Origin of the sequence: endosymbiont of Ridgeia piscesae (genome assembly GCF_001443665.1) — a bacterium.
Classification (GTDB): domain Bacteria; phylum Pseudomonadota; class Gammaproteobacteria; order Chromatiales; family Chromatiaceae; genus Endoriftia; species Endoriftia persephonae.
Map to the genome: position 1 here is coordinate 15321 of NZ_KQ557140.1, position 14370 is coordinate 29690.

The 14370-nt window shown below is 56.5% G+C and carries 8 protein-coding genes and 2 tRNA genes; 6 read left to right on the top strand and 4 right to left on the bottom strand.

Features of this window, described 5'->3' with window-relative positions:
* The first annotated feature begins 24 nt into the window (after positions 1 to 24).
* The 3 genes from amrB (at position 25) to Ga0074115_RS12180 (ending at position 6153) form a co-directional block, all read left to right on the top strand.
* Positions 25 to 699, top strand: a complete 675-nt coding sequence (gene amrB, locus Ga0074115_RS12170; protein WP_232433082.1) for an AmmeMemoRadiSam system protein B — start codon at positions 25 to 27, stop codon at positions 697 to 699.
* Between the two features lie 386 nt (positions 700 to 1085).
* Positions 1086 to 4640 (top strand): EAL domain-containing protein, encoded by a 3555-nt coding sequence (locus tag Ga0074115_RS12175; RefSeq protein ID WP_232433078.1) that lies wholly within the window; start codon positions 1086 to 1088, stop codon positions 4638 to 4640.
* 118 nt (positions 4641 to 4758) lie between these two features.
* Entirely contained in the window at positions 4759 to 6153 is a 1395-nt protein-coding gene (locus tag Ga0074115_RS12180) for a TIGR03013 family XrtA/PEP-CTERM system glycosyltransferase (protein ID WP_057955182.1), read from the top strand.
* An 87-nt stretch (positions 6154 to 6240) separates the two neighbouring features.
* Here the strand turns inward: Ga0074115_RS12180 and Ga0074115_RS12185 are convergent, their stop codons facing one another.
* From Ga0074115_RS12185 to Ga0074115_RS12200, 4 genes are all read right to left on the bottom strand, one after another.
* Complete coding sequence (locus Ga0074115_RS12185; protein ID WP_232433080.1) at positions 6241 to 8322, bottom strand: FimV/HubP family polar landmark protein; 2082 nt, start codon at positions 8320 to 8322, stop codon at positions 6241 to 6243.
* 732 nt (positions 8323 to 9054) lie between these two features.
* Positions 9055 to 9130: transfer RNA gene (locus Ga0074115_RS12190), tRNA-Asn, on the bottom strand.
* A 64-nt stretch (positions 9131 to 9194) separates the two neighbouring features.
* Positions 9195 to 9758, bottom strand: coding sequence for a GspH/FimT family pseudopilin (locus tag Ga0074115_RS12195; RefSeq protein ID WP_060528570.1), 564 nt, complete (start codon positions 9756 to 9758; stop codon positions 9195 to 9197).
* 77 nt (positions 9759 to 9835) lie between these two features.
* Positions 9836 to 11020 (bottom strand): pyridoxal phosphate-dependent aminotransferase, encoded by a 1185-nt coding sequence (locus Ga0074115_RS12200; RefSeq protein WP_057955185.1) that lies wholly within the window; start codon positions 11018 to 11020, stop codon positions 9836 to 9838.
* Positions 11021 to 11129: 109 nt separating this feature from the next.
* On the opposite strand from Ga0074115_RS12200, the gene uvrB reads away from it, so the two are divergent.
* The 3 genes from uvrB to Ga0074115_RS12215 all read left to right on the top strand — a co-directional run bounded on the left by uvrB (position 11130) and on the right by Ga0074115_RS12215 (position 14149).
* A complete protein-coding gene (gene uvrB / locus Ga0074115_RS12205) occupies positions 11130 to 13136 on the top strand; it encodes an excinuclease ABC subunit UvrB (protein ID WP_057955205.1) in 2007 nt (668 codons plus the stop codon).
* Between the two features lie 168 nt (positions 13137 to 13304).
* Positions 13305 to 13961, top strand: a complete 657-nt coding sequence (locus tag Ga0074115_RS12210; RefSeq protein ID WP_057955186.1) for a protein-L-isoaspartate(D-aspartate) O-methyltransferase — start codon at positions 13305 to 13307, stop codon at positions 13959 to 13961.
* A gap of 111 nt (positions 13962 to 14072) precedes the next feature.
* Positions 14073 to 14149 (top strand) — tRNA-Val (locus tag Ga0074115_RS12215).
* Positions 14150 to 14370: the final 221 nt, after the last annotated feature.

The window sequence follows — 14370 nt, forward strand, 5'->3', positions numbered from 1 at the left end:
GGCGAGGGGAGGCCACCGAAGGCGATCGTTGCTCCCCATGCGGGGTTTGTCTACTCAGGGCCGGTGGCCGCGAGTGTCTATCATCGCTTGGCGCCAGTGGCCGATCGGATAAGTCGGGTGGTGTTGCTGGGGCCTTCCCACCGGGTGGCGTTTCGTGGCTTGGCGCTGAGTTCGGCGCAAAGCTTTCAGACCCCACTGGGGGAGATCCCGCTGGAACAGGTGAGCGATGAGCTGTTACGTCTACCGCAGTTGAGTGTGAATGACATGGCGCATGCTCAGGAGCACTCCCTGGAGGTGCAGCTGCCGTTCCTGCAACGGGTCCTGGGTGAGTTCCGGCTGCTGCCGATCGTGGTGGGGGATGCCAGCGGCGCTGAGGTGGCCGAGGTGCTGGAGCAGGTCTGGGACGGAGAGGAGACGCTGATCGTGATTAGCTCCGATCTGAGCCACTATCACGACTATATCACTGCTCAGCAGATGGACCGCACCACCTCGGATGCGATCCTCGCCCTACAACCGGAGCGACTCCACTATGAGGATGCCTGCGGCCGGATTCCGCTGCAGGGGTTGCTGGAGGTGGCGCAGCGCAAGGGATTAGATGGTGAGCTGGTAGACCTGCGTAATTCGGGGGATACTGCTGGCCTCAAGGATCGGGTGGTGGGCTATGGCGCTTATGCCTTTGCTGTGCATTCACAGCAGTGAAGCTTCAGATTAGATCTGATCGTTATGTTGCTGCCAGACTTCTGGCGGCTCAAGCATGTTGTCAAGCCGATTCTACCCTGGATCGACAAACTGCGAACCCACCCTCCCTATAGAGCAACCGATCTGCCCGCACTGCTTGCAGAAAACTGAACCTATAGTAACCTTGGGGCAAGGATCCGGCAGAGGCAAGAAAAACGCCAGATTCTCTGGATCGACTGGAATCCCCGACAGCAACAATACGATGATACATCCAAGGCCGGGGCAGGCGGTTTTGGTCGATCTGTCGTTGACGGAGCGCCGTTTTGAGCGGTTGTTGGCGGAGGAGCAAGCCGTGATCCCGAAGGTTTGAGGTCTGCACGCTTCTCTGTTTCCGTTTGGATAAACCGATGGTAAAGCACCGTTCAACACCACGTTTGCTCAGGGTTCTGATACTGGTTACCGGTATTGTTGCCCTCACATCATTCGCCTTGCTTTTCCACTCCTCGTATCAGTTTCAGCGTGACCAGCTGACCCTCAGCGTTGAGCGTCAGGCGGCCTTCATTGGCTCGATGCTGCCAGAACATGAGTCGCTGCAGCTCGATCTGGCTACCCCTCTGTTTGACAATATCAAGGCAATGCTGTTGCTGCTGGAGCATCAAGGGCTTGCCAATGCCTATGCTCTGGGTGTTAAGCAGGGGGCGCAGCTGGTGATACCGCTGCATGCGGAAGAGGAGTTGGCCGGGTTGGCCAAGATGGTTGCCCTGAGCGGGGAGACGGATGCTTATGGTGAGGCATTGCGGCGTGGCGTCAAGGGCGAGTCCGGCAGCCTGGTGGCACGGGATTTCCGAGATCAGTGGGTGCTTGTCGCCTATGCCCCGCTGGGAACTGCGGGGGCTGCCCTGATAGGCCGAGTCGATCTGTTGGAGATGGCAAAACCGTTTGCGCAGACCGGGCTGCTGGTGCTGATCCTCGCCCTGGTACTGATCTTTGTGAGTGCACGATTTTTCCGTCGGGTCACCCAGCCGCTTCTTGAGCAGCATCAGCACAGTGAATCCCGCTACCGCAATCTGCTCGATAACATGGCCGACTGTGTCGCTGTTTACGATTGCGTGGAAGGCGGAGAGAATTTTCTCATCGTCGACGTCAACAAGGCGGCAGAGCAGTTTCATGGGGTCGAGCGCGAGCAGATTAGTGGCCAGCAGATCAGCGAGGTGCTGCCACGGGTGGCCCAAAGCGGTTTGTCAGCGGCGCTCAGGCGGGTCTGGGAGTCGGGTGAGTCCGAGTTTGTTTCGCTCACATACAGCGATGGGAGCGGTCGGGCGAGATGGGTGGAGAACTTTATCTATCGGCTCGGCTCCGGAGAGGTGGTGGTGATCTACTCCGATCTCACCGAGCAGCGTCAGAAAGAGGCGCAGCTGAAGCGTTCAGAGCATCTGCTGCGAAGCATCGTCGATGCCACCCCCGACTGGATCTTCATTAAGGATGCCAGCTTCAAATACCTGTTCGCCAACCGTAGTTTTGCCGAGGCGGTGGGACACAAGCCCGACTCGGTGATCGGCAAGACGGATGAGGATTTGGGGTTTCCGCCAGAGATCGTCTCGGGTGACGCGGCTAATGGCATCAGGGGCTTTCGCAAGGATGATATTGATGTTCTTGGGGGCAAGCGCATCCACAATCCATACGACCCGGCCACTTACCAGGATGGCTCGTTCCACATCTTCGACACCCACAAGATACCGCTACGGGACACCACCGGCAAGGTTTATGGGGTGCTCGCTGTGGCCCGGGGTATCACCGCGCTGAATCGGGCGATGGGCGATCTCAAGGTCAATGAGGCGCGTCTGACGCTTGCCGAGGCGATCGCCCATATGGGCCACTGGAGCTGGGACATCAAGCACAACAAGCTATTCTGGTCTGAGGAGGTGTTTCGCATCTTCGGCGTGGTGCCAGGTGGCTTTGATTCGACCTATGAGGCGTTTCTAAACTTCGTGCATGAGGAGGACCGGGCGTTGGTCAAACTGAAGTTCAATGCCCACCTGGAGGAGAATCAGCCGTTCAGTGTCGATCACCGGATTGTCTGGCGCAATGGCACGGTGCGGTGGATTCATCAGGAGGCAGAGCTGGACCGTGATGCGGATGGCTTTCCTGATCAGATGCTGGGTGTGGTGATCGATATCACCGATCGCAAGTTGGCTGAACAGTCACTCGTTGAGGAGCGCAACTTCCTGCAGCACGTGATCAACGGCATTTCCGATCCGTTGCGAGTGATCGACCAGGAGATGGGGGTGATGCTGATGAACGGCGCTGCGCTCGATCAGTCGGTGGAGCGTGGTGACTGTGAAGGTAAGGCGACCTGTTATCAGAGCTGCCAGGGCATGAAGCCGCTTTGTGATGAGTACCCGGATGGTATGCCTGCCTGCCCGTTGAAGCGGGTTATCAAAACCAAACAGCCGCAGACGGAAACCCATCTCATCACTCTGGATGATGGCGAACAGCGAACCTATGAATCCTCCTTCAGCCCCCTGCTGAATGAGGAGAAGATCATGTACGGGGTGGTCGAGACCAGCCGCGATATCACTGAACATCTGGGGTTGCAGGCGCGGCTGCAGGAGCAGGATGACCATGTGGTTCAGCTGACCTATCTGGATCAGTTGACTGGGCTCCCCAACCGATTGCTTTTCATGGACCGCTTGCGTCAGGGGCTGAGTATCTCCCGGCGCGATAATCGGTCGCTGGCGGTGCTCTATATCGACCTGGATCGCTTCAAACAGATCAATGAGAGCTTTGGCCACGAGTTTGGTGACCTGATCCTGCAGGATGTGGCGCGGCGACTGCAGGGACAGTTGCGCGAAGGGGATACCCTGGCGCGCTTCAGTGGCGATGAATTTGTCGCGGTGACGGGTAATCTGGGGCAGCCTGAGCATGCAGGAATACTGGCGCAGAAGCTGTTGCAGGGATTTGAGGAGCCCTTCTTCGTCAAAGATCAGAAATTTTATGTCACCGCCAGTATCGGTGTGAGTATCTTTCCGCAGGATGGACAGGATCCCGAGGCCCTGATGAGAGAGGCCAATACCGCGCTGTTTCAGGCGAAAGATGAGGGGCGCAACAGTTTTCAGTTCTATCGCGATGAGATGACTGTCCAGGCGTTTGAGCATGTGCTGATGGAAAATAATCTGCGCAATGCGTTGATGGAGCAGCAGTTTGAGATCTACTACCAGCCCCAGGTGAGTTTTGATACAGGTGAGGTGGTGGGGGCCGAGGCGCTGATTCGTTGGAACTTCCCGGAGATGGGAATGGTCTCGCCGGCGAAGTTTATCCCTCTGGCTGAAGATACGGGGTTGATCCTGCCTATTGGGGAGTGGGTGACGCGAACCACCTGTCAGCAGATAGTGGATTGGCTGAAGCGGGGGGGCCCGGTGCCAAGGATCGCGATCAATCTGTCGCCCAAGCAGTTTAACGACAAGCACCTGCTCGAAAATATCATCAGGATTCTTGACGAGACAGGCTGCCCCTCTGAACAGATCGAATTTGAGGTGACAGAGGGGCAGATCATGGAACGCAGTGAGCGGGCTATCGGTGTTCTGGAGGCGTTACGCGAAAATGGCATCACGGTGGCTATTGATGATTTTGGCACCGGTTATTCGTCACTCAGTCAGCTGAAACAGCTGCCTTTGAACAAGCTGAAGATCGATCACTCCTTTGTGCGGGATCTGCCGGATGATATGGATAGCCGGGCGATTGCTGAGGCGATCATTGGCATGGGCAGAAGCCTTGGACTTTCGGTTACGGCAGAGGGCATTGAAAATCAGGCTCAGGCTGAGTTTTTGCAAAGCGCCGGGTGTACACAGGCACAGGGTTTTCTCTATCAGCGGCCGGTTCCTGCGGCTGAGTTTGAGAAATTCCTGTTGGATAGTCAGGCCGATCTCTGCCTGTCAACGCCTGTGCCGGGTGCACCCGATTAGTTGTTAATCCCCTTTCTTAGCTGACGGTGGAATCTGATGATTGTGGTGTCGTGGATGACGATTCTCAGATTCTGGACAGATGCAATGAATCTTTTTTTCAGGTGATTTTAAGTTCAAGATGGTAAGGTTCTTCGGTTATTTCATCTCCAAGTCATTCCTGATTCTCGGGCAGATTGAATTCCTAGTCTTTGCTGGATCCGTGTGGGCGGCATTGATGCTGCAGCAGCTGTTTTCTAAGCAGTTGATGCTGGAGCGGACGGAGATGCTCACCTCGTCAATCATCTACGCAGTGGTGATGATGATGTCGATGGTGGCGCTTGGGCTCTATCAGCGTGGAGTGCTGGAGCGGGCCTCAGGTCTGATTCTTCGCCTGATTCTGGTATTTGCCTTTGGCGTCGTCCTGATGAGTCTGATCTTCTACATCTTTCCCGATGTGGCTATTCCCCCGAGAGAATTTGGTCTTAGTCTGCTGATCTCGATAACCGGCGTGCTGATGCTGCGATCGGTGTTTGTTCGGGTGACTCGTGCCGACTCACGCAAGCGCCGGGTGCTTGTGTTGGGTACAGGGATCAATGCCGACAGAATCGAGGACCTTTTCAGCACAAATTCCCGTTTGGGTTATGTGGTGGTGGGTTACATCAATCTGGGCGATAGTATCAGCCTGATTGAAGAGCGCCGGCAGATTCCAAAAGATCAGGAACTCTACGATATCGCCACCCGGATGGCGGTGGATGAGGTGGTGGTGGCGGTGGATGATCGTCGAAAAGGTCTACCGGTGAACGAGTTGATCGATTGCAAAATGAAGGGGGTAGAGATACTGGATCTGCTCACCTTTTACGAAAAAGAGGACTCGATAATCAAGATTGATCTGCTTCACCCTAGCTGGATCTTCTTCTCAAGCGGGTTCTATAGTGGTGGATTTTCGATTCAGCTTAAGCGGCTTCTGGATGTTTTTGTCAGCCTTGTGCTGTTGGTCTTGGTGGTACCCTTGATGGTTTTGGTTGCGTTCGCCAGCCTGATTGAATCTCGTTGGCGTGATCCCGTTCTTTATCACCAGACCCGGGTGGGGAAGGACGGAAAATTGTTCCAGATCCATAAGTTTCGCAGTATGCGAGTCAATGCTGAGGCTGAGACAGGTGCCCGATGGGCGAGCGTGAACGATGATCGTATCACCAGGCTTGGCGCTTTTCTGCGATTTACCCGGCTGGATGAGCTGCCGCAACTCTACAACGTGCTGAGGGGTGAGATGAGTCTGGTGGGGCCGAGGCCGGAGAGGCCAGAGTTCGTCAGGCGCTTGACTCAAGAGATCCCCTATTATGAAGAGCGGCACAGGGTAAAGCCGGGGCTGACAGGTTGGGCGCAGCTGATGTTCAGTTATGCAGCGAACCGGGAGGATACCAGGAAAAAGCTGGAGTATGACCTCTATTACGTTAAGAACTCGAGCCTGTTTCTGGACCTGATTATTCTGCTGGAGACGGTTGAGGTCGTGTTGTTGGCAAAGGGCGCACGATAAGCCTCTTTTGCTGGTCTCCGCAAGGTCGCTGTTGGTAACTCAATGTGACCGACAGGCTCGTGTGGATGTGTAAGACTTCGATCCTGATCATTCGGTCTCGTGGGGCTTTTTAGCATCATCCTCATTGATTCCCAGGTCGAGGGCTTCAAGCTCGTTCAGAACCTGAGAGAGTTCTTCATCTGCGGCTGCCTCATCGGAAGGATAGCTCTGCTCGACATCCACTGACTTGAGAAGAAATTCGTCGAGTTCAGAGGGATCGAGAGTGACCGAGTCATCATCATGCTCCAGAGGAAAGTCGTCTATATCCAAGATGGGTGTGGACACGTCTTTGTGCCAGACCGGGTGGTTTGGAAGCCACTCCTGGCCTCGTTTGCGGATCTCCCCCCAGACCTCGGGTGCCTGTTCCGACAGCAATTCGTCGACCTCTTCAACCCATGCGACAAACCGTTTCTCATCTTTTTTGAGCAGAGCGAGTTCGAGTGCCCTGAGGATCAGTGCAATGTCAGATGGTGACTCATGGAGTGCTTCATCGAGTGCATTCTGGACATCAGAATAGCGACCGTAGGCGATGTTGGTATCGATTTCTGTCCGTAGTTTCTCAAGGTTGCTGAGGGGCTTTGGCTCCTCAAGCACCTGTTGAGCAAAACTTTCATCAGTGTCATCGATCTCCTCCAAGGCCACTCTTTCCTTGGCGGCTTCGGCGGGAGATGGCCGAGGCTGGTGGGGAATCAGGTCTTCAGCTTCGCTTAGTGTCAGAGACTCATTGAGGTCGTGTTCCTCCTCTTCCCGCATGCGCATCCAAAGCAGCGCAAACAGAGCGAAGATAAGTGCGATGCCCAGTCCAATCAGCAGTATCCAGTCTGGAGGCGACTCGGAGAGCTCCTTTTCGTCAGTGGGTGTCGGTTCAACTGGTGCTGGTGTATCAGTGGCGATCTCGATTGGAGACGGCCCTGGCTGAGGCTTTTCAATCGCTGCGGGGACAGGTATAGCAGATGTGGCAGACTCTTCGGCCGCGGCAATTTTCTGCTCTTCTGCCACGATACGCACGGCTTCTTCCTTGAGCTCACTCAGGATCTGCTCCATCCCTTCCAGGCGAGCTCGAAGCAGTCGATTCTCCTCTCGTACTTCGTCCAACTGTTTGGAGACTTCGTTTAACTCATTTTCCAGACGTTCCTGATTCTCGTCCGAAATCTGTTTCAGATCCTCGTTGCTGACCGGGACCAAACGCAGCAGCGACTCTTCCTCTACCTGCGGTTTGGCTGCATCAGACGTTGTTGATGTTGCCTCTTCTTCCGCAGTCGCGAGTTGGGATTCAGCGATGCCGGATTGTTCCGCATGCTCTGGTTTTTTCGTCTCTGGCGGAGCGGTAGCCACCGATTCGGTCACGGGCGCGGCTGTCTGAGGTGCTGGAGTAGACGGCTTTGGTTGGGGTGCCCGGGTGGCTTGCCGGATCTGCTCGCGGCTCGGGATGGCTAGCCTGGCCCCTTTGCGTAGCAGGTTGATGTTTCCATTGATGAAAGCCTGGGGGTTGTGGCGAAACAAGGCCTGTGTCATCTGATGCGTGGAAACGCCGCTGCTGGGGCGGGTGCGTTGTGCAATCTGCGACAGGGTTTCACCGCCCCGGACCGGGCCGTATACATCTGCGTTGAAGCTCTCCTGTTGCACCTTGGGCGCGGTTTTAATAGGTTTGGGCTTTTGGGGGCGAGGGCGGCGGGTCGCAGGTGCAGATTTCGCGCTTGCTTTTCTGATGTAGGGTTTAGGGTCAAGTAAAACCGTGTAGTCCCGTTGTATCCTGACTTTTGGTCCGGTGAGTTCCAGGGTGAAGGTGACGAAAGGCTCCCGTACTGTGCGCTTTGAAGTGACGCGGATGACCGGTTTATCTTTTTCGGACTGATGGAAGTTGAATCTTAGTGACTCAAGGGCGAACAGGTTCCCGCTGTAGGCTTGACGCTTATCGGTGTCTCGGATAATCCGCAGTCGATAGTCCGAAAGGTCGACATCATCTGCAGCGACAAGAGCGATTTCCGCATCGAGAGGGGCGTTCAGGTATGAGTGGGTTTCAATCTTACCTAGCCCCAAGGCAAAGCTGCCTCCTGGCAGTAGTGCCGCCGCGAAGATGATTCGTTGTAGAGTGTGCCTCATAGAGTCGGCTTTGATGAATGTCACCATGCGGGCCACAGGTTGATACTCAGTGATTTCGTGTCAAACGGGAAGGATAACTAAATCCGAATCTTCCTTCTACATCATTGGCAGGCAAGGCGCTCCCCTCTTGTGACTGGTTCGCCGTTATTGTTGGTCTATATGCCCAGATTTTTGGAATGAGTGCCTTTCCACAAGGATAGCGGCCTTTCAGATTATGTGTAGTCTGGTGTTGAATGAACAATCGCATCTTGGGATGGGAGGGGGCATCAGTTGATGTGCGCCGGCAAAAATTGCGCCACCAATGGGCGGTGTGCGAGGGATTTCGACTCGGTGATCTTCCTTTTCTTTCGTGATACATCAGTTTTCTGCCCAAGACTTTTAGGTCGCTTCTTCTTGAAGTGGTTACTAAATCTGGACACCAAGTTAAGGCTGTAAAATGCCATAACGAGGTGAACGATGCCGATCTACCCTGTCTTTGCCAGCAAGAAGGGGACATTGACAGGATGATGGCGAAAATGCGAAAGATCTGGCGCAGGCTGGGGTCTCTGTCGATCTATCCGAGCCTATCTTGGGCAAAGCCAAGGGGATGCACTTGAATGGAAGACCTTTGAGCGGCTCATGCGGGAGGAACGAGCCGCGAATCATGGCATGATTTTGGTGATAGATGAGAAATTGGGCATGTTTGAGTGGTTGGACTGGTTTTGAGGTGACCTAAAAAACAAAGGGCCTAGCAATTTCTCGCTAAGCCCTTGTTTTGTATGGCTCCCCGGGACAGGCTCGAACTGCCGACCTAGTGATTAACAGTCACCCGCTCTACCGACTGAGCTACCGGGGAATTGCATTGAGGCGCGAATATTAATGACCTCTCCGGCCCTCGTCAATAGTCTGGGCGAGAAAAATTAGTTGCAGGTCAGTTTTTTTCCGCCCGGCCCTTTGTCCGAGATGCGTATTCGGCCGGGGTTGCCGAAGATGAGGGCTTTGGGGGGGATCTCTGCTGAGCTGCTGCAGAAGGTGATGGTGGCGTTGTAACCTGAGGCCCAGCCGTTGGGATCGAAGCGGATCAGGGGCCTGCCGGAGGTGGTGGTTATCCGTACTGGGTTGTTTGAGGGTGTTTGCCAGACGCGCAGCCGTAGATCTCCCTGGTCTGCCTTTTTGTTCCTGTTGCGATCGAGAAAAAGCAGGATACCCTGGTGCCACTCGGTGCTTTTCAGGCAGTTGATACCATCGCGGCTGGGGCAGAGGATTGCGTAATCGGTTTGCTGGATGGCGCTGATGCGAGCCATCTGAAGATGTGTCAGAAAGCTCTGCAGGTTGCTGTGCAGCTGGTTCTGTGCGCTGAAATGACGATACTCGGGAACCCCTACGCCGACCAGGATCAGCGCGACGCTGAGTACCGAGGTAAGTTCCACGAGAGAGAAACCGCAGGTGCGGGCGCGCCTGGCCTGTGTAGGGGTGACGTCCATGTCGTGCCCTCTTGAGCGGATTGTGATCGTTTCCTGTTAGATCCTAGCTCCTCTTCTTCCACTTACAAGGCGATCTCTCAGCTCAAAACGCTTTCGATCCGGTCGAGGGCGTTTTGCAGATTTGTCATGCTGGTGGCGATGGATATCCTGACATGGCCGCCGAGGCCGAATGCGGAACCGGGCACCAGGGCCACGCCGGCCTGTTCGATCAGATATTCCGCCAACTCCAGGTCGTTGCTGACACCGCCGATCGATTCCAGCGCCCCTTCGATATTGGGGAAGAGATAGAAGGTGCCGTCGGCCGGCAGGCAGGAGATGCCGGGCATTGTGTTGAGCCGTTCCAGCACATAGTCGTGACGCTCTTTGAACGAGGTGAGCATCTCCTTGATGCACTCTTGGGGCCCCTCCAGCGCCGTTTGTGCCGCTACTTGGGAGATGGAGGTGGGATTGGAGGTGCTCTGGGATTGGATCTTCTTCATCGCCTTGATGATATTGGCGGGGCCGCCAGCGTAGCCGATGCGCCAGCCGGTCATCGAATAGGCTTTGGAGACGCCGTTCAGTACCAAAGTGCGGTTGGCGAGGTCGGGGCAGGCCATCAGAATGTTGCAGAAGGGCTCGTCCGACCAGAGGATGTGTTCGTACATGTCGTCGGTGGCGATCAGCAGCTTAGGGTGCTCCCGCAATACCTCGCCCAACGCCTCCAACTCCTGACGGCTATAGGCGATGCCGGTGGGGTTGGAGGGGCTGTTGATCACTACCAGCTTGGTCAAGCTGGTGATCGCCGCCTGCAGTTGGGCCGGAGTGATCTTGAAGTGCTGCGAGGCATCGGCGTGCACGTAGACTGGCACACCGCCCGCTAGCAGTGCCATGTCGGGGTAGGAAACCCAGTAGGGTACCGGGATGATCACCTCGTCGCCGGGCTCCACCACCGCCTGGGCTAGGTTGTAGAAGCTCTGTTTGCCGCCGCAAGAGACCAGGATCTGGTCTGCCGTGTAGTCGAGACCGTTGTCCTGCTTGAATTTGTGGATGATCGCCTGTTTCAGTCCGGGGGTGCCGTCCACCGCTGTGTATTTGGTGAAGCCGTCGTTGATCGCCTGGATCGCGGCGGCCTTAATGTGTTCCGGAGTGTCGAAGTCGGGCTCACCAGCGCCCAGCCCGATTACATCTTTACCCGCAGCGCGCATCTCGCTGGCACGGGCGGTGATCGCCAGGGTGGGCGAGGGTTTGATCGCCTGTACACGAGTGGAGAATAAGCTGTTCATCTACAAATTCCGTAACTGGAGGTTGAAAAGCATAATGCCGATAAGCTGACACGATTCCGGCATGTCAGCGTGTAATAATATCCAATTACCCTTAGATGCAGAATCCCCGATGGTGAAACAATTTCAATTGGCCTCCCGATTCGACCCGGCCGGCGATCAGCCCAGTGCAATCGAGCGGCTGGTAGAGGGTATCCACGATGGTGAGGCGGGCATGACTTTGCTCGGCGTGACCGGCTCGGGCAAGACCTTCACCATCGCCAACGTGATCCAGCAGGTGCAGCGTCCGACATTGATCCTGGCCCACAATAAGACCCTGGCGGCCCAACTCTACGGCGAGTTCAAGGAGTTTTTCCCCAATAACTCAGTGGAATATTTTGTCTCCTACTACGACTACTACCAGCCCGAGGCCTATGTGCCGGCCTCCGACACCTTCATCGAAAAGGACGCCTCGATCAACGAGCACATTGAGCAGATGCGCCTCTCCGCCACTAAGGCGCTGCTGGAGCGCAACGACACCATCATCGTCGCCACCGTCTCGGCGATCTACGGCCTGGGTGATCCGCGCTCCTACCTGAGCATGATGCTGCACCTCTCCCGTGGTGACATCATCAACCAGCGCGATATCCTGCAGCGTCTTGCTGAGCTGCAGTACAAACGCAATGATGTGGAGTTGCATCGCGCCACCTTCCGGGTGCGTGGTGAGGTGATCGACATCTACCCGGCGGAGTCGGACGCCGAGGCGCTGCGGGTGGAGCTGTTCGATGACGAGGTGGAGCGGCTCACCCTGTTCGACCCGCTCACCGGCGAGCTGCTGCGTAAGGTGCCGCGTTACTCGATCTATCCGAAGAGCCACTATGTCACCCCCCGCGAGACCCTGCTGGCGGCGGTGGATCAGATCAAAGAAGAGCTAAAGGGGCGTCTGGCACAGCTGGAGTCGGCCAACAAACTGGTGGAGCGACAGCGGCTCGAGCAGCGCACCCGTTTCGATATCGAGATGATCCTGGAGCTGGGTTACTGCTCCGGCATCGAGAACTACTCTCGCTACCTCTCCGGACGTGGTTCCGGTGAGGCGCCGCCGACCCTGTTTGACTACCTGCCGGACGAGGCCCTATTGGTGGTGGATGAGAGTCACGTCACCATCCCGCAGATCGGCGGCATGTACCGGGGCGACCGATCGCGCAAGGAGACCCTGGTGGAGTATGGCTTTCGTCTGCCCTCGGCACTGGACAACCGGCCGATGCGCTTCGACGAGTATGAGGCGCGCTCGCCCCAGACCATCTATGTCTCCGCCACCCCGCGGGAGTACGAGATCGAACGCTCCGGCGCTATCGTTGAACAGGTGGTGCGCCCCACCGGTCTGCTCGACCCCGAGCTGGAGGTGCGCCCCGCCACCAGCCAGGTCGACGATCTGCTCTCCGAGATCGGCCTGCGGGTGGAGCAGAGCGAGCGAGTGTTGGTCACCACCCTGACTAAGCGCATGGCGGAGGATCTCACCGACTATCTGCACGATCACGATGTGAAGGTGCGCTATCTACACTCCGATATTGATACCGTGGAGCGGGTGGAGATCATCCGCGACCTGCGTCTCGGTGAGTTTGATGTGCTGGTGGGCATCAATCTGTTGCGCGAAGGGCTCGATATGCCAGAGGTCTCGCTGGTGGCGATTCTGGATGCCGACAAGGAGGGCTTTCTGCGCTCCGAAGGCGCGCTGATCCAGACCATCGGCCGGGCCGCGCGCAACGCCAACGGCAAGGCGATCCTCTACGCAGATGAGATCACCGGATCGATGCGCCGCGCCATCGACGAGACCGAGCGCCGCCGCAGCAAACAGATCGCCCATAATGAGGCTCACGGCATCACTCCGGAGACCATCCGTAAATCAGTTGCCGACATCCTGGAGGGAGCCTATCCCGGAGCCCCGGGGTCAGCCAAACGCTATGCTAAAGTAGTGGAGGAGCAGGCGGAGTATGCGGCCCTGTCGCCACGGCAGATGGCCAAACGCATCAAGGCGCTGGAGGATGAGATGTACCAACACGCGCGGGATCTGGAGTTCGAGGAGGCGGCCAGGGTGCGCGATAAAATCCGTGAGTTGGAAGTACAGGGTGTGCTGGCATAGCCACGGATGAAGTCTCTAGCGACTGATTTGTTTTGGTTTAAGTTGACAGGCCAGGAATAATTAGTTATGAAAAACGTGACTCTGTTCACATTTTGTTGGTTGCGTGGATTTTGTAATCACCTTTCCAGGATGGATGTTGGTAGTTCATAGGGCCTCTGGGGGGATGGCATGGGTAGTGACAGGTTCGGGATGATTCGCGACATCGTCGATGAGACCCGCTACGTCGGCCGGATGACGGGACGTTCGGAACTCAGTCGGCCGGTGTTGGCGGCGATGGAGCGCGTTCCCCGGGAGCAGTTTGTGGGGCCGGCGATGTTGCAGCACGCCTTCGATAACAGTCCCTTGCCGATCGGCTCAGGGCAGACTATCTCCCAGCCGTTTATCGTCGCCCTGATGACCGATGTGGCGGCGCCGGAACCCCATGACAAGGTACTCGAGGTGGGGACCGGATCGGGATACCAAACTGCGATTCTGGCGGAGCTGGTCAATCAACTCTATACCGTTGAGATCCTGCCTGAGATGGCGCGGGCCGCTAGGCAGCGCCTTGATACCATTGGCTACAACAACATCCACTACCGGGTTGGGGATGGCCGCAATGGCTGGCCGGAAGAGGCGCCTTTCGACATCATCCTGGTAACCGCGGCCGCAGTGGAGGTTCCGCCGACGCTGATCGAGCAGCTGCGGCCTGGCGGGCGCATGGTGTTGCCGGTGGGCGAGCGCTACGCCGCACAGGAGTTGGTGCTGCTGGAGAAGGATGATCAGGGCGCAGTTTCCCAGTCGAGTCTATTGCCGGTGGCCTTTGTTCCCCTGACCAGCGGCCACTGAGTTTTCAGTCCGACAACGGGGCTTCCGTGGCTCTGGCCAGAGCTGCCTCGATAAATCGCACAAAGGCCCTTGCAATTCGATCCCGGCTGCATGTATTATTCCGCGCTCTTCAGGCGCGTAGCTCAGTTGGTTAGAGCACCACCTTGACATGGTGGGGGTCGTTGGTTCGAATCCAATCGCGCCTACCAAATAATAAAGGCTTACGACTTTCGTAGGCCTTTTTTTGTTTCGAGGACATGTGTGGGGCGCATCCTGTGGGGCAGGCGGTCGGAGTCACTGCTATTATTCGGCAGCTAATAGGTATAGGACGGGCCGTGGCCGCCGCGTGTAATCGAGTAAAGTCGAATACAATGTCGGCCCGCCCCGGCCTATGTCTGCCGAAGCAGCGGATGTTTGAGTGGCTCCAGAA

Excerpts from the sequence above, each read along its gene's own strand:
- Ga0074115_RS12180 (WP_057955182.1), top strand. The coding sequence starts at position 4,759 with ATGGTAAGGTTCTTCGGTTATTTCATCTCCAAGTCATTCCTGATTCTC.
- Ga0074115_RS12195 (WP_060528570.1), bottom strand. The coding sequence starts at position 9,758 with ATGGACGTCACCCCTACACAGGCCAGGCGCGCCCGCACCTGCGGTTTC.
- Ga0074115_RS12210 (WP_057955186.1), top strand. The coding sequence starts at position 13,305 with ATGGGTAGTGACAGGTTCGGGATGATTCGCGACATCGTCGATGAGACC.
- Ga0074115_RS12200 (WP_057955185.1), bottom strand. The coding sequence starts at position 11,020 with ATGAACAGCTTATTCTCCACTCGTGTACAGGCGATCAAACCCTCGCCC.
- Ga0074115_RS12185 (WP_232433080.1), bottom strand. The coding sequence starts at position 8,322 with ATGGTGACATTCATCAAAGCCGACTCTATGAGGCACACTCTACAACGA.
- uvrB (WP_057955205.1), top strand. The coding sequence starts at position 11,130 with ATGGTGAAACAATTTCAATTGGCCTCCCGATTCGACCCGGCCGGCGAT.
- Ga0074115_RS12175 (WP_232433078.1), top strand. The coding sequence starts at position 1,086 with ATGGTAAAGCACCGTTCAACACCACGTTTGCTCAGGGTTCTGATACTG.